This is a genomic window from Limnovirga soli (assembly GCF_013106755.1).
Lineage (GTDB): Bacteria > Bacteroidota > Bacteroidia > Chitinophagales > Chitinophagaceae > Limnovirga > Limnovirga soli.
This window is the reverse complement of sequence record NZ_WHPF01000010.1, coordinates 137,145-157,503: the sequence shown is the minus strand read 5'-3', so window position 1 is coordinate 157,503 and position 20,359 is coordinate 137,145. Positions and strand designations below refer to the sequence as shown.

Here is a 20,359-nt window from a genome sequence, read left to right as displayed (position 1 = left end):
AGGCAAAAAGTTATTAATTAAACACCCGTTGCGTCGCACTCTTGTACATTATAACAAAAGGCGACTAAGCAAAAAAGAAGATACGTAAACAACCCATAGAACATTGGATGAATAAAGGGCTAAACGTACAAGAGTGCGACGCAAGGATGTTGATTTGTTAAAAAAAAGTCTGGCAACAATAGCATAGGTTTATCTTATTATTTTTAGTGATAATTATCAACTATGCCAGTATATTTATACTGGCATAGTTGTTTTATTTACGTTCTAAATATGAATTCATGCGGAGCTCTACTTCCATCTTATTGTTTTTATTACTTGTTTTAGCCTCTTGCTCCCAAAACGGAAATGATGGCAAAGAAACAGCAGCCGGTAAACCATTATTTACATTGCTTTCTCCAGATAGTACACATGTAACCTTTGCCAACACCCTCAATGAAGGCCTTAATACCAATGTACTGATGTACGAATATTTTTACAATGGTGCCGGCGTGGCCATTGGCGATTTAAACGAAGATGGTTTACAGGATATATATTTTACCGGAAATATGAGCGATAATAAGCTTTATCTCAATCGTGGCCACATGCAGTTTGAAGATATTACTGTTTCTGCTGGTGTAGCCAACCGCCCGGTTCCGTGGAGAACTGGCGTAACTATTGCCGATATAAATGGAGATGGAAAACCGGATATTTATGTTTGTTATTCAGGAAAAGTGCGGGGTGAAAACCGTATTAACCAGCTATTTATAAATAAAGGCAACGATAATGGAGGCGTGCCCCATTTTAATGAGGAAGCTGCAGCCTATGGCTTAGCAGATTCTTCTTACTCAACCCAGGCTTTCTTTTTTGATTATGATAAGGATGGCGATTTGGATATGTTTGCCCTAAACCATAACCCCAACAACCTACCTGTTTTAGATGAAGCAAGTACCGCAGCTTTATTGCAACAACACGATAAAAATATTGGTGTAAAACTATTACAGAATAACAATAACCATTTTGAGGATATAACTTCCAAAGCCGGGCTAAACAGCTCTGTATTAACCTATGGGCTCGGTGCCGGTATTGCCGATTTGGATGGCGATGGCTGGCAGGATATTTATATTGCCAATGATTATATGGTACCGGATTATATGTACATCAATAATAAAAATGGCACATTTACTAATAAAATACAATCAGCCCTTGGACATACTTCAAAATCGTCGATGGGTAATAATGTTGCCGATATAAACAACGATGGCCTGCCCGATATTTTTGTATTAGATATGTTACCCGAAGACAATAAAAGACAAAAACTATTATTTGCCCCCGATAACTATGAAAAATTTGATATTACTGTAAAATCAGGATTTTATTACCAGTATATGCGCAATATGCTGCAGCTAAATAATGGCGATGGTACTTTTAGCGAAATTGGCCAGCTGGCAGGTATATCTAATACCGATTGGAGCTGGGCACCTTTATTTGCCGATTATGATAATGATGGATGGAAAGACTTGTACATAACCAATGGTTATACCCGGGACTTTACCAATATGGATTTTCTGAAGTATATGAATGATTATGTACAGGCCAAAGGCCGTTTAATGCGGGAAGATGTATTGGATATTTTACAAAAAATGCCTGCTTCCAATGTAAAAAATTATTTATTTAAAAATAATGGCAACCTCACTTTCTCTAATATAGGCAATGCATGGGGTATTGATACCGCTTCTAACAGTAATGGGGCCGCCTATGCCGATTTGGATAACGATGGTGACCTTGATTTAATAGTAAACAATGTTAACCAACCTGCTTTTATATTTAGAAACGAAGCAGGTGCTAATACCCAAAATCATTACCTGAATATTAAGTTAAATGGTAATGATAAAAATACTAATGGCTTAGGCGCTAAAGTATTTTTATACAATAAATCCCAGGTACAATACCAGGAACAAATGCCGGCACGCGGTTATCAGTCTACCGTATCTGCCATCCTGCATTTTGGTACTGGAAAAGATGAAAAAATTGATTCACTTAAAATCATTTGGCTTAATGGTAAACAACAGATTCTTTCCAATGTAACCACCAATCAGCTGTTAACATTAAACGAGAATGATGCTGTTGAAAAATTCAAGCCGCAGGCACCTGAGAAACCTATTTTTGAAGAAGTGAAGTCACCTCTAAACTATACCAATGCAACAAACAGCATAAACGATTTTAAAAGACAGCCTTTATTGGTAAGTCCACTTTCTTTTAGTGGTCCCTGTTTGGTTAAAGCAGATGTTAATGGCGATGGTTTGGAAGATATTTATGCCGGTGCCGGTAGCGGTAAAGCTGGTGAATTATATATTCAGCAAAAAAACGGTCAATTTACGCTTAAACCTCAGGCTGCATTTGAAGCAGATAAATTATGCGAAGATGCCGATGCAGTTTTTGCAGATGTAAATAAAGACGGTTTTGCTGATTTGTATGTAGCCAGCGGTGGTTATCATAATTATGCCGCCAATGATGCCCTTTTGCAGGATAGGCTGTATTTAAATGATGGCAAAGGCAATTTTACCAAAACGGCAAATGCCTTACCCGCCATGTTATGTAGTAAGGCTTGTGTTAAACCAGCAGATATTAATGGAGATGGGAATACCGACTTTTTTGTTGGAGGCAGAAACATACCGGGTGTATACCCTGAAATACCTCAAAGCTATTTGCTTTTAAACGATGGCAAAGGGCATTTTACTGATCAAACTGCAACCCTTGCACCAGCTTTGCAAAATGCCGGTATGATTACAGATGCGGCCTGGATAGATATTAATAACGATAAGAAAAATGATCTGATAGTGGTTGGCGAATGGATGCCGGTAACTGTTTATGGAAACGTGAACGGAAAATTTGAAAATAAAACCAAAGACTATTTTGCAAAGGAATACAGCGGATGGTGGAACAAATTACAGGTGGCAGATATGAATGGCGATGGCAAACAGGATCTTATAATTGGTAATGCAGGTTTAAATACACAATGCACTGCTACTGATGAAGAGCCGGCTGAGTTGTTTTATAAAGACTTTGATAATAACGGTGCAATCGATCCTATGCTTTGCTTTTATATACAACACAAGAGTTACCCTTATGTAAGCAGGGATGAATTGCTAGACCAAATGAGCATGATGCGCACACGCTTTACCGATTATAAAAGTTATGCCGATGCCACTATGAAAGATATTTTTAGTGAGGAAGAAATGAAGGATGTAAAGCACCTGCAAGCCAATTATTTTAAAACCGCTTATTTTCAAATGGGGGCAGATGGTAAGTTTGCCGAAAAAGATTTGCCGGTACAGGCACAGTTCTCACCCGTGTTTACAATAACCCCTATTGATTATAATAAAGATGGTAAAACAGACTTGCTGCTTTGTGGCAATAACAACCATGCCCGTTTGCGTTTTGGAAAATACGATGCCAACTATGGCGTATTGCTGCAAGGCAATGGTAATGGTGGGTTTACCTATGTAAACCAACAACAGAGCGGTTTTCACCTAAAAGGAGATGTGCGTAGTGTGGTTTCCATTAATAATCAATTGTTGTTTGGTATTAATCAGGCTGGCGTAAAGGCTTACAGGTTGCCATAGTTTTTGTTACCAGCTTTCTGATTATTAATTGAGCTTTACTTGCCACGCTCGGTTCAGGGTTCTTCCTCTGTGGCAGCATTGTAATTGTAAATCAGTAAAACAAAAAGCTGCCATATAGCCTGAAAGTACAAGAGTGCGACGCAAGTAAAGTTTAATACTGTGTTGTAGCTGGGTTAAAAATTAAACATTAATAAGATCACTCTTCATAATTATTGTGTTATGGGTATTTCAGTATCAAAAAAAATTGCATCGGTAGTAGTTCTATCAGGAATGATAACGTATATGCTGGTGGCCAATTCGTGTAAGCCTAATAAAGAAATTGCGCCTTTGCAAAGCACAGACATTAGTCATGTAATAGCGCAAATGACGGATATAATGATTCACGATATTACCAATCCGCCGCTGGCAGCCCGTTTTTTTTCGTATACCACATTAGCAGGTTACGAAATTGTTGCAGAACATGACAGCAGCAAGGCATCGATGCATGGAATATTAAATGGTTATCCGGATTTTCAAAAGCCGGATACAATCACGGGCTATTCCTATCAGGTAGCTGCTTTATTGGCTATGTACGAAACTGCAAAAAAAATGCAGCCATCAGGTAATATGCTGGAACCATATGAACAACGCTTTGTAGACTCTTGTAAAGGCATTGGTATTGCAGATGAAGTAATGGATAAGTCCATGCAATATGCGCAATTAATTTCCAAACAAATACTTGCCTATGCCAAGGCCGATGGGTATAATAAAATAAGCAATTTGCCCAGGTATACGCCTGTGGAAAAGGAAGGCAGTTGGTATCCAACTCCACCTGCTTTTATGGCTGCTGTAGAACCAAATTTTAATACAGTTAGGCCTTTTACTTTAGACTCGGCCGCACAGTTTAAACCGGCACCACCGGTTGCATATAGCAGTAAAAAGGAATCTGCTTTTTATGGTATTACAGAAGCAGTTTTTACTACTGCACATAACTTAACTGATTCGCAAAAAATGGTGGCCGCATTTTGGGATTGTAATCCATTTGCAGTGCAGGATGAAGGGCATTTGCAATACGGGAATAAGAAAATTTCTCCGGGTGCACATTGGTTGGGTATTACGGGAATTGCCTGTTTACAATCAAAAAAATCATTTAATGAAACGATGCAGATTTACACATCGGTTTCTGTAGGATTAATGGATGCATTTATGTGTTGTTGGGATGAAAAATACCGAAGTAACCGAATACGTCCGGAAACGGCCATAAGAAAGCTGATAGATCCTTTATGGACACCCTTTTTACAAACACCACCATTTCCGGAATACCTAAGCGGACATTCTACTATTTCATCATCCTCAGCAACTATTCTCACTCATTTTTTTGGTGATAGTTTTGCTTATACAGATACCGTGGAAACCACTTATGGCTTGCCGTCAAGATCATTTACCTCATTTAAACAAGCTGCTGCCGAGGCTGGTATTTCCAGATTTTATGGTGGTATTCATTTTATGGATGCAATAGAAAATGGGCAATTTCAGGGCACAAAAGTAGGAGAGTGGGTTTTGCATAAAATGCGGTTTGAATAGGCAGTATTTTTTCGTTACAATTTTATTTCATTGAAAATTATTACTATCATGTTTATTATGATAAGGCAGGTTTTTGAGAAAGCTTTACTGATTTTTTTTGCTTTTTCTTTTATTGTTTCCTGTAAAGAAAAAGTTACGGGCACCAAAGAGGGATTGCAATTTAGTTTGGTAGATGCTGCAACCAGTAATATTGATTTTAATAATACACTTACCGAAAGTGATTCAGTAAATTTTGTAAGCAACCAATACATCTATATAGGTTCTGGAGTTGGCGTGGCCGATTTTAATAAGGATGGATTACAGGATATTTTTTTTGTGGGTGGCCAGGTAAGCAGCAAGCTATATATTAATAAGGGCAATTTTGCTTTTGAAGATATTTCTGAAAAGGCAGGTATTACCACCAGTACATGGGGCACAGGAGTAAGTATTGTTGATATTAATAACGATGGGTTGCCTGATATATATGTATGTGTGTCTCATAGCCGTGATCCTCAAAAGCGTAAGAACCTTTTATTTATCAACCATCCCGGCCTCAGGTTTACTGAAGAAGCTGCGGCCTATGGACTAGATAATGATGGCTTTTCTACTCAGGCTGCTTTTTTTGATTATGACAATGATGGAGACCTGGATATGTACCTCATGAATCATAATGTATTTCAAAACCAGCCCAATGATATTGTTGTAAAAGATATAAAAGGCAGTTTAATGGCTGCGGATAAATTATATCGTAATGAAGGGGTTGCAGCAGGAACTGATCATCCTTATTATAAAGAAGTTTCTACTAACGCTGGCATTTTAGAAAATGGATATGGCCTGGGTATTTGTATAAGTGATTTAAATGAGGATGGGTGGCCAGATATTTATGTGGCCAATGATTTTGTAAGCAACGATTTATTATGGCTGAACAATAAAAACGGCAGTTTTACCAACATAATTGCTGATGCTATTTATCACCAAAGCTATAATAGTATGGGTGTTGATGCAGCAGATATGAATAATGATGGATTGCCCGATATAGCAGTGCTTGATATGATGCCGGAAACCAATTACCGTAAAAAAACCATGTTTGCAGGATCAAACCCGGAGCGTTATGAAATGGAGCAAAATTTTGGCGGTTATCAGCCGCAGTTTACGCGTAATATGCTCCAATTGCATAATGGAACCAGAGAGGTAAATAATGCCAAAGAACCTTTTTTTAGTGAGATAGCTCAACTTTCAGGCATTTCCGAAACTGATTGGAGTTGGAGTGTTTTAATGGCCGATTTTGATAACGATGGCTGGAAAGATGTTCATATAACCAATGGCATTGCAAAAGATCTTACCAATAATGATTTTCTTTTTTTTCGTAGTTCCCGGGGAGAAGCTGCAATGGCTGAAGGCGAAATGGCCCCTAATACAGAAGATAAAAACAGCGTTACTTCATTACGCAAAGACCTTGATGCATATGGCAGTATCAAAATAAATAACTACTTCTATCATAATAACGGCAATCTTACATTTTCTAATAGTACAGAGGCGGCCGGTTTGGCATCACCTTCCATTTCTCATGGTGCTGCTTATGCTGATTTAGACAATGATGGTGATCTTGATTTGGTAGTGAATAATATGAATCAGCCTGCCTTTATCTGGAAAAATGAATTACGTAAATCAATAAAAGATAGCGTACATAATTTTGTTGATGTACAGCTAAAAGGTACAGCAGGCAATGATTTTGGAATTGGTGTAAAGGCAATACTTTATGCAGATGGTAAGGAACAAATGGCAGAACAATATCCGGCAAGGGGTTATTTATCTTCTGTTTCCTCTGCACTTCATTTTGGTATCGGAAATGCCCAGTATGCAGATTCATTAAAAATAATCTGGCCTGGAGGAAACGTACAATGGTTAAAGCAAATAAACGCAAATCAGGTTTTGCAGGTTAGTTATATAAATGCAGTTTTACCTGATTCTATTAGTGAAAAGCCATACATGCCCTTATTTACAAACGTTAATACAGCGGTAAATCTGACCTTTAAGCACAATGAAAATTCTTATTTCGATTTTGGTATACAGCGTGTTTTACCCCAGAAGTATTCGCAATTAGGTCCGTGTATTACAACAGGAGATGTAAATGGTGATGGGTTAACAGATCTATTTGTTGGAGGCGCCAGTTACCAGTCGGGCAGTATTTTTTTACAGCAAAAAAATGGCACTTTTAAATCAACAAATCTAATAGCAAAGGAAAAAACTGGTGAGGATATAGCTGCTGAATTATTTGATGCAGATGGCGATAAAGACCTTGATTTACTTATAAGCGAAGGCAGCCTCGAATATGGGAACAGCTCTACATTAAATATTCCAAGATTGTATTTAAATGATGGACATGCCCAATATACACTTAATGAAAAGGCATTTGCAGATTCAATCCACCTTATTGCACAGGCATTATCCGTAGCCGATTATGATGGCGATGGAGATTTGGATATTTTTCTGGGTGGCCGCATATTGCCCAATATGTATCCGCTTGCACCACGTAGCTATATTTTACAAAATAATAATGGCGTATTTACTGATGTAACAAAATCAGTTTGTGCCAGCCTATTGAATCCTGGTTTGTTAACTGCTGCCGTATGGACAGATTTTAATAACGATCATTTACCCGACCTGATTTTATGTGGAGAATGGATGCCTATTAGGCTATTTAAAAATACAGGAGGCAAACTGCAGGAACAAACAAAAGTGGAAGGTGTTTCGGATAAATCTGGCCTTTGGCGTTCTTTACAAGTGGCTGATGTGGATAATGATGGCGATATGGATATTGTAGCTGGTAATATAGGCCAAAACAATAAATACCGCATAGCCGAAGGAAGGCCTTATAATTTGTATGCAAAGGATATCGATGGCAATGGTTCTATCGACCTTATTCCGGCATATTACATGTTAAACAAAAAAGGGCAATACGATGAATTTCCTGGTATAGACAGAACGCAGTTTGCAGAAGAGGTGCTTGCCATAAAAAAGAAATATCTTTTAAACGAAGATTATGCCAATATTAATATGCAGCAACTATTACAGTCTATTGATACAACAGGTCTCATAAGGTTAACATGCTACACCACTGCCAGCGCCTGGTTCGAAAATACGGGGTCTGGCAAATACATTTACCACGTACTGCCAATACAGGCGCAGTTTGCACCAGTAAATGCAATGCTTATAAAAGACATTGATGGAGATGGTAAAACTGATATGTTGCTGGCAGGTAATGAATACCAGATAGAAATTTCCACCGGCCGTTATGATGCATCATATGGAACCTTTTTAAAAGGTATAGGTAAAGGTGTTTTTTCCAATGTAGCAAATACGCAAACGGGTTTAATTGTAAACGGAGATGTAAAATCAATGCAAACCTTAACCACTGCAGGCAACAGGCAATTAGTGTTCATTGGTGTAAATAATGATTGGTTAAAGTGTTATCAAATAAACAACAAACCATAATCTATATCGTACGCATAATATTGCGTAAAAGTTTCATTTTTTTGGGCCATACATTTGAATAATAATCAGGCTTTACTTGCGTCGCACTCTTGTACTGTAGAATATTTTGCAGCAAATAAGAAGCGATACCCGATGTCAATCCGTAAAAATAAACTGTTTTTTTTGCCGATTATGTACCGAACGTACAAGTGTGCGACGCAACGGATGTTTAATAAATGATCTGATGGTTGGTTACAAAAAAAATCAGCAATAAATATTAGGTGATGGAGCAAAATCCAATACCCTTAATTGCAGGCTTTGTTCGCCATTCCATTCATTTAAATCCAAAGTATACACAACATCTATAAGGGAGTTTGGTTGTAGTAAATCAAATTTATTAGCCATGTTAAATGCAATGCCGGTAAGGGTTATATCGTTTTGCTTTAAAACAAAACGCAGGTGTTTTTCTTTTACAATTTTTGAAAAACCGGTTTCAGAAACATTTCTGGAAATAAAAACAGGCCTCATATTTTCTGGTCCAAAAGGTTCCATTTGCAACAGAATATTGTAAAAGGCCATTGTAATATCGGTGAAATTTATTTCACTGTCAATAACAATTTCGGGCACCATTAAATTTGGAGTAATGGTGGCTTTTACCACAGCCTCGAAAGCTGCAGAAAATGGGGCTACATTATCTTCTGTCAATGTCATCCCAGCTGCTGCAAAGTGGCCGCCGTATCCAAGCAAATATTCTTTACATGCATGAATGGCTTCGTATAAATTAAACCCCGGTACACTGCGTGCACTTCCTGCAACAACGTCTCCGCTTTTAGTAAGTACAATAGTGGGCCTGTAAAAGTTTTCAATTAATCTGGATGCTACAATACCTACTACACCTTTGTGCCAGTGTTCTTTATACACAACGGTTGTATATTTATCTATAAGGGTGGGATTATCTTTAATAATGGCAATTGCTTCCTCTGTAATTGTGCTGTCTGCATCTCTGCGATCAGTATTATCATGGTGCAGCATTTCTGCAAAGCATAAAGCCTGTTCATCATTTTCCTCAATAAATAATTGAACTGCCTTGCGGGCATCATCCATCCGGCCAGCAGCATTTATCCGGGGTGCTACAACAAACACTAGATTATTGATATGGATATTTTTTTCCAATTTGCCCAATTGTAGCAGGGCTTTTATGCCTTTACTTGGATTTTCATTTACCTGTTTTAAACCATAGAAAGCCAGAATTCTGTTCTCGCCATTAATAGGAACAATATCAGCAGCAATAGCAGTTGCAGCCAGGTCAAGATAGTTTTGCCATACTGTATCAGGTATTTTCCAAACTATACATAAAGCCTGAATTAATTTTAACCCAACACCGCAACCACAAAGCTCTTTAAAAGGATAGCTGCAATTTTTTTGCTTTGGATTTAAAATGGCTACTGCAGGCGGTAATTCAGCATCTGGCAAATGGTGATCGCAGACAATAAAATCTATACCCAATGTTTTTGCATACGTAATAAGCTCGGTTGATTTAATGCCACAGTCAAGAGAAATAATCAGGGAAAACGCATTTTCCTTTGCATAATCAATGCCCATTTTTGAAACACCATAACCTTCTTTATAGCGATGGGGAATATAAAAATCTACATTGGGATAAACAGATTTTAAAAAGCGGTACATACAGGCTACAGCGGTAGTTCCATCTACATCATAATCGCCAAATACCAAAATGCGTTCATTATTATCAATCGAAAGTTGGATGCGGTTTACGGCCAGTTGCATATCTTTCATCAAACCGGGATCATGTAGTTCGCTTAGTAGTGGCCTAAACCAATGTCTGGCTTTTTCATATGTATCTATGCCTCTTTGTACAAGTATGGCACATAAGGCTTTATTAATTTTAAGTGTTGCATGTAAACTGGCAACTTTTTCTTTAGGCAGGGGTAATATTTTCCATCTTTTTTTCATTAATACTTTCTGTCTGTGGTATAACGTACAAGTTGCTCCAACGCGTCTCTTACTTCACTTTCAGGAAATTCGTATAAAATTGATAAAGCTTCATCCCTGAATGCAAACATTTTATCGTAGGCATATTTAATTCCACCAGACCGGTGTACTGCCTCTATAACAAAACTCACTTTCTTTTTATTGGTACTATCATTTTTAATGATGCTGATAATTTTCTTTTTCAAATCGACATCACAATTGTTCAATGTGTAGATAAGTGGTAGTGTAAGTTTTTTTTCTTTGATGTCATTTCCTGTTGGTTTTCCAACATTTTCATTACCGTAATCAAATAGATCATCCTTTATTTGAAATGCCATTCCAGTTTTTTCACCAAACAATTTCATTCGATTGATTAATTCCGGATCAGAAAAAGTGGTGCAGGCTCCTGCACCGCAAGCAGAAGATAACAAAGAAGCTGTTTTACCCTTTATGATTTCATAATATATTTCTTCGCTAATATTGAGTTTGCGGGATTTTTCCATTTGTAATAACTCCCCTTCACTCATCATTTTTACTGCTTCTGAAAGTATTTTCAATACTTCAAAATCATCGTTTTCCAATGAAAGTAACAATCCTTTAGATAAGAGGTAGTCTCCAACCAGCACGGCTACTTTATTTTTCCATAAGGCATTAACAGAGAAGAATCCTCTTCTTTCGTCTGCATCATCTACAACATCGTCATGCACTAGTGTTGCAGTATGCAGTAGTTCAACTAAAGAGGCAGCCCGCAAAGTTGCATTTGTTATTGGCCCTCCAAGTTTAGCGCTAAGTAGTACAAATTTGGGTCTTAGTTGCTTGCCTTTCCTATTAACCAGGTATCTCATTATCCTATCCAAAAGCGGCACCCTGCTTTTTACTGCTTCCTTAAAATAATTTTCAAAAGCAATAATCTCTGAACTGATTACCTGAGTTAATTTATCCATTCTAATGATAATATGATAGCTACATAACTCTTACAAACGCAATAAAAGCGTATTCTGCAAGGATATAAAGAAATATAATTGAAGAGAACGACCTAAACCAATAAAATAAACTTTAAAAATTTGGTATTTCGTTATCTATCTTTAAATTTGCAATAATAACATTTACGGGAAACTTTACAAACAATTTAATTTTCACCTATGGCAAGCAGAATGCGCATTACACTTTTAGCCCTTGTGGGACTAATAGCATCTTCAACCTTCGCTCAAAAAGGCGACGCTAATTATGCTTGGGTATTAGATTCTTCAAAAAGATCAGTGAAGAACATGCCTCAGCAAAATGAATTTATTAATAATCAATATCCTTATCCTTCTAAACCAAGAAGCCAATGGGAATTGGGAATTTCGGGAGGTCACGGATTTATCATTGGTGATAGACCAGGTACTTTAAGTGAGTACAATGGTGGTTTATCTGGTGGTATTTCTGCCAGAAAGGCATTAAGCCATGTTTTTTCTGTTCGTGGCGGTTATAATGGATCAAAAGTATCTATTCCTAACTATAAAGCTTTAGTGGGTGCTCAGAATGAAACTCACATGCTTGGAGTTGATTTAATTGCATCTTTAAATGCTATTTCTTCTTATAGGGGTAATCCTAAAACTGATATTTACACTTTTATTGGCTATAATTTTGTAGCTTCTAGGGTTAAAACTTATCAGGCTTTACCTGGTGATGCAGGTTTCCATACTTTGTATTATGAACCAAAGAACCTTGCTGGCTCATTCGGTCCTACTGAATTAAACAACAGAAAAGCCTGGGGTACTTTTCATGCTGCCAGTTTTGGTGGCGGTATAGCTTTCAAAGTTTCTGATAAATTGAATATTGGAGTAGAAGAAAGATTTGTAACTCCTTTATTAGGACAGGATTTCTTGGATGGTAATAAAATAGGCAACAGTGGTGATATGTATGCATATTCTCAGGTTAGATTTAATTTTAACATGGGAAGCACCGCTAAAAATGTTGCACCATTATGGTGGTTAAATCCAAATAATTACATATACAATGAGGTAAATGCACCTAAGCACATGAAAATGCCTCCTGTTGTATTGCCTGATGCTGATGGTGATGGTGTAACTGACCAATTTGATATGGAACCAAATACACCTGCTGGAAGCCCTGTAGATAGTCATGGTGTTAGCCGTGATACAGATGGCGATGGTATCCCTGATTTCCGTGATAAAGAACCTCTTACAGGTCGTGATTGTTTTCCAGTTGATGCCGATGGTATTGGTAAATGTCCAGAACCTCCTTGCTGCGCTGAATTACGCAACAGACCTCAGGTTCCGGTTTGTGCAATCAGTTCTTTACCTAGCGTACAATTCAAATCTGGTACTATTGCATTAAGCCCAACTGCTACTGCCGTTCTTAGTAGTGTAGCTGCTCAGATGAATGCAAACCCATCTTGTAATGTACAGGTTAACGGTTATTACGAAGCTTCTAATAAACGTTCACAGCAATTAAGTTGGGATCGTGTAAATAGTGTTATCAAATACTTAGTTGAAAAACAAGGTATTTCTGAAAGCCGTTTAATCTTCAATTTAAGTGGTGGTGGTGACGTTAACACTGTAGATTTAATGGGTACAACTCAGTCTGGTCCAAATACAGTTCCAGCTCCATTCCCTAACTTACAGAAGTCAAAGTAAAGTTTGTATAATATTACTTTTAAAGGCTCACCAATTGGTGAGCCTTTTTAGTTTTATGCTTGCTATTATCAATAAAGATAAAATGGCTTTGGAAGGAATTTATGCAAAAGCAATTTGATTTTACAAAACTATGTAAACTGGCATAAGTAACTTGCTGAGTTTAATCTTTGGATAAAAGCCTCGTCAATACGGCTTTCTTTTCAAAAGATTTTATTCTTTTTAAAGATACCCGAGACTTTTATTTTTATACCATTTTTCTCCTTTATCAGAGATTCCTATGGAATTTAGTACCGGTAGATCTTGCTTTATAAATTCTTCTAACAATAATTTAGGTGCCACAATCGAACAAAAATTATTAAGTATAAGATTTTTAAATATGTATTTCTTTGGAATGCTTAACTTTTATGAATATGGATCGATAAGTAACCCTATTTATATAAAGGGTTTCAAGGTGTAAAGAATAGAAATTTGGTGCTTTTTAAAAACAGATTTTAATTATTTAATTTTGTTTACAATATCCAGATCGCCTTTTGATAAACTCTCCCACCATTCATCTGTTACATCTTCTAAACGGTATTCGCTATCTATAATATAATCGCCATCACTATCAATTTCGTAAAAGCAGTTATTTAATGTATCAAGTACACTATTGACAGATTTTAGTTCTACAAATAGTAATCGACTTACTAGTTTCTTGTTTATTTTTTGTTCCAAAAAGGTAAGTCGTTGCTCTAATTCTATGATTTTGTCGTCCTTGCGCGCCAAAAAATAGCAAGCTAAAAAAATTGAAAATATTAAAATGATGATTATTGTATTTGACATGCAAAACTAGAATTTGTATTTTTCTACCTATGTATTTTCGTAAAGTAATGTGAAAGTCGGATAGGGAAAGTATATATTTAAGAATAATAATTTTTATATAGGGATTATAACATTTAGAATTATTTTATTTTTCAATATGGTTAATTTTTGCTAAAAAATTCATTCTATTTAAATAGAATTACCATTTGGAATGCATCTGATGTAATTTATTTGTGAGTTTAAGCATTGTTTGAATTTTTGCCAGGATAATTTATTTAATTAAAGTAAAGCTATTTTGAAACCAATATATGGTATTAAATCTTGTTATAATTTACATTGCTAAATCTGTTGAAGGTATTGGTATGAATCGTGCGGACTTCTTTTTAACAGGGGTAATTTCCATTACAGGGTGTAAATTTTTTAGGAAAACAAAGCCTATTAAACTCGAAACTATTGATGAACAGATAACACATACTTTTGAAACTATTTGTAGTGATTCAATATCATATGCAAGTGTTGAAGTGAAAATGGACATTGTAAATCCAATCCCACCCAACATACCAATTCCGAAAATTTGCTTGTAATTTGTTCCGGATGGCAATGATGCTATACCCATTTTTGTGGCGAAAAATGAAAATAAAAATATGCCAACAGGTTTACCTACAATTAAACCTAGCATCACACCCAAGCTGATGCTTGATGTGAATGTATTACCAACTTCATGGGGTAAAATAATTGCCGTGTTTGCTAAAGCAAATAAAGGCATAATTAAAAAATTTACAGGAAAATGTAAGATTTTTTCCAGCTTTTCAAGATTTGTTAATGGCATTGTAAATGCCACAATTACTCCGGAAATTGTGGGATGTACCCCTGAGTTGAAAAGACAATACCATAATATAATTCCAGGTATAATATATAAAAGCGGATTTTTAATTTTGTAAAAACTTAAAAGTATTAGGATGCCAGTTGTACCAAAAGAGCAAATCAAATAATAGAATTGTATATTATTTGTATAAAATATCGCTATTGTTATGATAGCACCTAAATCATCAATTATAGCAAGAGCAGCTAAAAATATTTTTAATTGTATGGGAATTCTTTTTCCTAACAAAGAAAGTACTCCCAACGAGAAGGCTATATCTGTAGCCATTGGTATTCCCCATCCATGTTCAAATTGTGTTTCTACATTAAAAATACTAAAGATTAGGGCAGGACAGACCATACCTCCAACTGCGGCTAAAACAGGGAGCAAAGATTTTTTTATGGAAGCTAATTCTCCAATTGTTAACTCTCTTTTTATTTCCATTGCTACAAGCAAGAAAAAGAGTGTCATAAAAATATCATTTATCCAGCTTAGTGGAGTATCTGGAAAATTTAATTTACCAGAATTAATGAAGAGTTTTATTTGAAAAAAATTTGTGTAGGAAGCTTGAGTTGAAGCAGTATTTGCAAGAAATAGCGATAGGGCCGTGCAAAATATGAGTATTACGCCAACTGCTCTACTGTCTTGAAGGAAGGCACGAATGGGGGTTAGAAAATGATGATGAACATTTTTTATTTTGTGAAATTGCTTAGTCATAAAATAAAAATGTGTATTGAAAAAAATTGGTGTTTTTCAGTGATTAGCCTAATAAAGCATATGAATTATCTGCATATTATAAGATTTCTGTACCGTATAATGCACAGATAATTCATATTGAAAATAGAGAGAAATCTAGTCAACATATCCTACAACACCCATTTCTGGTATATCAAGACCAGCGATTTCATCAGCTTCTTTTACACGAATCGGCGTGATTTTATTGGATAGCTTAAAGAAAAAGTACATTACCGGAAATACAAATACAAAACAAGTAACTACACCTATAATTTCAGCTAGAAATTGGCTAGAGTCACCATAAAATAGTCCCTTTACAGGACCAGCAACTCCATTCCAACCATCTCCGTATGAGCCGTCAGCAAACAACCCTAACGCAAGACAACCCCAGGCGCCATTAGCCCCATGAACCGCAAATGCACCTACGGGATCATCAATTTTTAATTTTCTATCTAAGAAATTATATACCACAATTACAAGAATACCTGCTACAAAACCAATTATCACTGAAGAAATAGAGTTAACAAATGCGCAAGGTGCTGTAATAGCAACTAAACCTGCAAGAAGTCCATTGCATAACATACCTGGATCTGGTTTCATACCCTTTATGTACATGTAAATTAAGGCAGATAGAGTTCCAGCGGTACCTGCCATCATTGTATTAACAGCAACTATTGCTATTCGGAAATCGCCACCAGCTAAGGTAGATCCCGGATTAAATCCAAACCAACCTAAAGCCAGGATAAACGTTCCTAATATTGCCATAGGAATATTGTGGCCTGGGATGGTATTTACTGTACCATCCTTTCCATATTTACCAATACGTGGGCCAATAACAATTGCTCCTGCTAAGGCGGCAACACCGCCAACTAGGTGAACTACTGAAGAACCTGCAAAGTCAACATGGCCATGACCCAACCCAAAGTTGCTTCCCAGGGTGGCCAGCCATCCACCTCCCCAAACCCAGTTGCCATAAATTGGATATACAAACATAGATATGAAAAAGCCAAATATCATAAAGGATTTAAACGACCATCTTTCCGCCATAGAACCAGTAGGTATCGTTGCTGTTGTATCCATGAACACCATTTGAAAGAGAAATAATGTGAATACGCCAACATCATATACATCACTGTTTAGGAAAAATCCCACGCTTCCAAGAATCCCAAAATCATGACCAAAAATATTTATAACATATTCATGCGGTATAACGCCAGGTGCACCACCTATTGTTGCAGCATTTAATGCTCCTCCAAACATAAAAGCAAAACCACATATCCAAAAACCAAACATACCTATTGCATAAACCATAAAGTTCATGCCCATTGTATGTGCAACGTTTTTCTTTTGCGTAAAGCCTGTTTCAACTAATGCAAAACCTGCTTGCATAAACATTACTAAAAACCCTGCGAGCAAAGTCCACATAATATTTATTGCTATTTTGTTATGACCCGCTTGAGCTGCGATTTCCTCGGTGGTAGGCTTTCCTGGAGTTGCGGCTGTAATGTCATTTATAGTTCCTGTGTTTGCACCGGTAGCATCTTGGGCAAAGGTTGGAACCACTGCTACAATTAGCATTACTATTAATAATGATGCTAATATGTAAGAGGATTGTGAAAATATTTTTCTCATATTAACTATTTATTTTGAGTGTTATTTACTGTAATACAATCCATCGATTCACCTTAGAATGCATAGACAGCTGCAAGGATTCCGGTAGCTGTGCTCTTAGTTGTACCACCTTTTTTCTCAAAAATTTCCTGAGATGCATTATCCAACCTGATTTCTGGAATAATAAGAAAACTTCCTACTTTGAAATTTGCAGATAGTGTTGATTGAAAAACATTAGCACCGGTTTTTAAACCATATTTTTCGTCGCCAAAATATTCTGTACGTAGGCAAAGAGCAAATTTATCGGTTGGCATATAATTAAAATACAAGGCTGAACCCCACCAACTTTTAGATTTATCGTCTTCCTCGTCTTTTACAGATTGTACAGTACCATCATAGCCAATACTGAATTTGTCACTAAGTGTAGCGGTCATGGTTAAACCAAATTGGTTCAGGTTGGAAGCTGTAGGAATTGATGTTTTTGCACCAAAATAGCCCAGGTAATTTAAGTAAGCCGAGAACTTGCTGCCTACATAACTATATTGGGCAAGCAATGTTTTGGTTGGTGCAGATGCTGGTGCAGTTACGTCAATTGGATTAGCAATTCCAAACATCAAACCAGATCCGCCACCTAAGGTAAAATCAGCCTTGATACCTGTATGACTAAACGGACCATAAGAGAACATGTAAGACATGCTGTAGTTTTTGTTAAGTGTAGGGTCTACCAGTTCATATCCAACATGAGTAGCCCATTTACCCATGGTAAATTTTACATTGTCAGAAGGAGCATAGGTAACATAAGCTTGCTTAACATTGGCCAGATAATCAGCATCAGCGTAGGAGAATTCTCTGGCCCTTGTACCAAAACCAAGGTCAGCAACAGCACCAACTTTTCCAAAACTGTGTTCAATTTTAACAGAAGCCATACCCAGTTGGAAAGCATTTTGAGAATTAGTAAAACTGGTGCCACCAGTATTATAACTTTCTTTTGGGTCGTTTAAGTTGTAACGGAAATATGCATCTACATAACCCGAAATTTTTGTGGCTGGAGCAGCCGGAGCAGAGGAGTCTTGTGCGTTTACATTACTTAGAGTAGCAATTAAAATCATTGCCGAAAGAATTCGTTTTAACATGTTTGCTTTAGTTTAAGAGTGAACAAAAAAATACAGACACAGATTTTATCTTATGGCTAGTACAAGCGAAACATGTAGTTTCAACAATATTACTTTATTGGCAATCAGTTAGTTAGTTGGTGTAAATCATTAGGTTAAATATGCCTGAATTCAAATGCATTAACAGGCAAAACAGCAGAAATAAAGCGGTAATTACTTACCAGGCAAAAAATATACATTCATCTTTTCTTGCGTCGCACACTTGTGCCCCAGTAATCCTATTCATCTTTCGAAAATTCAAATGACGAATAATAGTCAGATATAGCATTATAATAGTAATAATGCTATACCTGACACTAAAACATAATTAAATATTATTCAATTTTTCTTTTATGGCGCCTTCAGTAGTAACCAATAAGGTACCCTGTACATAATTTTCATTATGTTGAGAAGCGTCCAAGCCTAATTCCTCTTCATCAAGGCTAACCCTCATTGGAAGGATGTAATTAATAAACTTGAATATACCGTAAGAAACAATAAAGCTGTAGGAAACAACAATTGCTAAGGCTTTTACTTGTGTAAAGAAAAATTCAAAATTGCCATAGAATAGGCCATCGTTACCTGCGCTATTTACAGTTTTTGTAGCAAAAATACCAGTCAGCAACATACCCACCATACCACCAATACCATGGCAAGGGAATACGTCAAGGGTATCATCAAGGGTAGTTTTAGTTTTGTAATGAGCTGCAAGATTTGAAATTATTGCAGCTACCACACCTATAAAAATACTTTGTGGGATTGCTACAAAACCAGCACCCGGAGTAATAGCCACAAGTCCTACAACTGCACCAATACAAAAACCAAGAACTGATGGTTTTTTACCTCTCATAACATCAAAAAACATCCAGGATAATCCGGCAGCAGCTGCAGCAGTATTAGTGGTAGCAAAAGCCGAAACAGCTAAGGAATTTGCAGCACCTGCAGATCCGGCATTAAAACCAAACCAACCGAACCAAAGCAGACCTGTTCCTATCAATACATAAGGTACATTGGCTGGTGGAATTTCTCTGTTTTCAATATGTGATTGTCTTCTCTTCAAAACAAGTGCACCAGCCAGTGCGGCGCAACCTGCAGAAATATGTACTACGGTTCCGCCTGCGAAGTCAAGAACACCCATTTTGAATAAGAAACCTTCCGGATTCCATGTCCAATGTGCAATAGGTGCATATACAAGCAAGCTAAATAATGCTATAAATAAAACATAGGAGGTAAATCTAATTCTCTCAGCAACGGCACCAACTACCAGACCAGGGGTAATAATGGCAAACATTAACTGGAAAAGAGAAAACAGGGTTAATGGAATGGTTGGTGCTAAACTCCATGGTGCACCAGAAGCTACATCTTTAAAAAACCAATTTGTAGACGGAGACCCAATAAAACCACCGATACTTTGACCAAAACATAAACTATAACCTACAACTACCCAAAGAACACTAACCACACCGGCAGCAACAACACTTTTCATCATGGTTGAAATAACATTTTTTCTGTGTACCATTCCACCATAAAAAAATGCAAGACCGGGGGTCATTAAGAATACCAGTGCAGTGGCTACTAAAATCCATGTGATATCTGCACCGCTGTATTTGCCTGCATCATCAAATGCGGGAAGAGAGGGAACAAATATTGCTGCAATAGCTAAAATTATAAGTATTGCAAAAGGGGCAATTTGTTTGGCTGTTGATTTGCTCATAAATTGTAATTTTTACATTAAAAAAAATAATAATGTTTATGTTATGGTTTCAAAAATACAGAAAAATCTCATTTTGCTTAAAAAATATTCAATATATTATTATTTATAATGTCAATTGTGCAAAATTTGTTTCTAATTTATTTATCAACACACTACACCTATTTTCTTTCTATACACCTTGATTATTGATTTTCAATTATTTATAATTTTTTTCAATAATATGTTTTATTCAA

General features: G+C 36.6%; 11 protein-coding genes. 4 read left to right on the top strand and 7 right to left on the bottom strand.

From position 1 onward, the window contains the following. The first annotated feature begins 278 nt into the window (after positions 1-278). From GD597_RS14960 to GD597_RS14950, 3 genes are all read left to right on the top strand, one after another. On the top strand, positions 279-3,602 hold the full coding sequence (locus GD597_RS14960) for a VCBS repeat-containing protein (protein WP_171608689.1): 3,324 nt from the start codon (positions 279-281) through the stop codon (positions 3,600-3,602). A 219-nt stretch (positions 3,603-3,821) separates the two neighbouring features. Next, positions 3,822-5,165 (top strand): vanadium-dependent haloperoxidase, encoded by a 1,344-nt coding sequence (locus GD597_RS14955; protein ID WP_235954313.1) that lies wholly within the window; start codon positions 3,822-3,824, stop codon positions 5,163-5,165. 48 nt (positions 5,166-5,213) lie between these two features. Further along, complete coding sequence (locus GD597_RS14950) at positions 5,214-8,639, top strand: VCBS repeat-containing protein (RefSeq protein ID WP_171608688.1); 3,426 nt, start codon at positions 5,214-5,216, stop codon at positions 8,637-8,639. Between the two features lie 243 nt (positions 8,640-8,882). Here GD597_RS14950 and recJ read toward each other — a convergent pair whose 3' ends face one another. Next, complete coding sequence (gene recJ, locus GD597_RS14945; protein WP_171608687.1) at positions 8,883-10,592, bottom strand: single-stranded-DNA-specific exonuclease RecJ; 1,710 nt, start codon at positions 10,590-10,592, stop codon at positions 8,883-8,885. After that, on the bottom strand, positions 10,592-11,554 hold the full coding sequence (locus GD597_RS14940; RefSeq protein WP_171608686.1) for a polyprenyl synthetase family protein: 963 nt from the start codon (positions 11,552-11,554) through the stop codon (positions 10,592-10,594). The genes recJ and GD597_RS14940 overlap by 1 nt, the downstream gene beginning before the upstream one ends. Positions 11,555-11,752: 198 nt before the next feature. On the opposite strand from GD597_RS14940, the gene GD597_RS14935 reads away from it, so the two are divergent. Continuing rightward, a complete protein-coding gene (locus GD597_RS14935) occupies positions 11,753-13,252 on the top strand; it encodes an OmpA family protein (RefSeq protein ID WP_171608685.1) in 1,500 nt (499 codons plus the stop codon). 495 nt (positions 13,253-13,747) lie between these two features. Here the strand turns inward: GD597_RS14935 and GD597_RS14930 are convergent, their stop codons facing one another. The 5 genes from GD597_RS14930 to GD597_RS14910 form a co-directional block, all read right to left on the bottom strand. Further along, positions 13,748-14,017: a hypothetical protein gene (locus tag GD597_RS14930; protein WP_171608684.1), complete on the bottom strand. Its 270-nt coding sequence runs from the start codon at positions 14,015-14,017 to the stop codon at positions 13,748-13,750. 367 nt (positions 14,018-14,384) lie between these two features. After that, the gene (gene nhaA / locus GD597_RS14925; RefSeq protein WP_171608683.1) at positions 14,385-15,632 is read right to left on the bottom strand and encodes a Na+/H+ antiporter NhaA; all 1,248 of its coding nucleotides are present in this window, start codon (positions 15,630-15,632) and stop codon (positions 14,385-14,387) included. A gap of 135 nt (positions 15,633-15,767) precedes the next feature. Further along, positions 15,768-17,282: an ammonium transporter gene (locus tag GD597_RS14920; RefSeq protein ID WP_171608682.1), complete on the bottom strand. Its 1,515-nt coding sequence runs from the start codon at positions 17,280-17,282 to the stop codon at positions 15,768-15,770. A gap of 53 nt (positions 17,283-17,335) precedes the next feature. Beyond that, on the bottom strand, positions 17,336-18,394 hold the full coding sequence (locus tag GD597_RS14915; protein WP_171608681.1) for a porin: 1,059 nt from the start codon (positions 18,392-18,394) through the stop codon (positions 17,336-17,338). 346 nt (positions 18,395-18,740) lie between these two features. Next, the gene (locus tag GD597_RS14910) at positions 18,741-20,126 is read right to left on the bottom strand and encodes an ammonium transporter (RefSeq protein ID WP_171608680.1); all 1,386 of its coding nucleotides are present in this window, start codon (positions 20,124-20,126) and stop codon (positions 18,741-18,743) included. Positions 20,127-20,359: the final 233 nt, after the last annotated feature.

Coding starts and splice junctions, on each gene's coding strand:
- GD597_RS14960 (WP_171608689.1), top strand. CDS start 279: ATGCGGAGCTCTACTTCCATCTTATTGTTTTTATTACTTGTTTTAGCC.
- GD597_RS14955 (WP_235954313.1), top strand. CDS start 3,822: ATGGGTATTTCAGTATCAAAAAAAATTGCATCGGTAGTAGTTCTATCA.
- GD597_RS14950 (WP_171608688.1), top strand. CDS start 5,214: ATGTTTATTATGATAAGGCAGGTTTTTGAGAAAGCTTTACTGATTTTT.
- recJ (WP_171608687.1), bottom strand. CDS start 10,592: ATGAAAAAAAGATGGAAAATATTACCCCTGCCTAAAGAAAAAGTTGCC.
- GD597_RS14940 (WP_171608686.1), bottom strand. CDS start 11,554: ATGGATAAATTAACTCAGGTAATCAGTTCAGAGATTATTGCTTTTGAA.
- GD597_RS14935 (WP_171608685.1), top strand. CDS start 11,753: ATGGCAAGCAGAATGCGCATTACACTTTTAGCCCTTGTGGGACTAATA.
- nhaA (WP_171608683.1), bottom strand. CDS start 15,632: ATGACTAAGCAATTTCACAAAATAAAAAATGTTCATCATCATTTTCTA.
- GD597_RS14920 (WP_171608682.1), bottom strand. CDS start 17,282: ATGAGAAAAATATTTTCACAATCCTCTTACATATTAGCATCATTATTA.
- GD597_RS14915 (WP_171608681.1), bottom strand. CDS start 18,394: ATGTTAAAACGAATTCTTTCGGCAATGATTTTAATTGCTACTCTAAGT.
- GD597_RS14910 (WP_171608680.1), bottom strand. CDS start 20,126: ATGAGCAAATCAACAGCCAAACAAATTGCCCCTTTTGCAATACTTATA.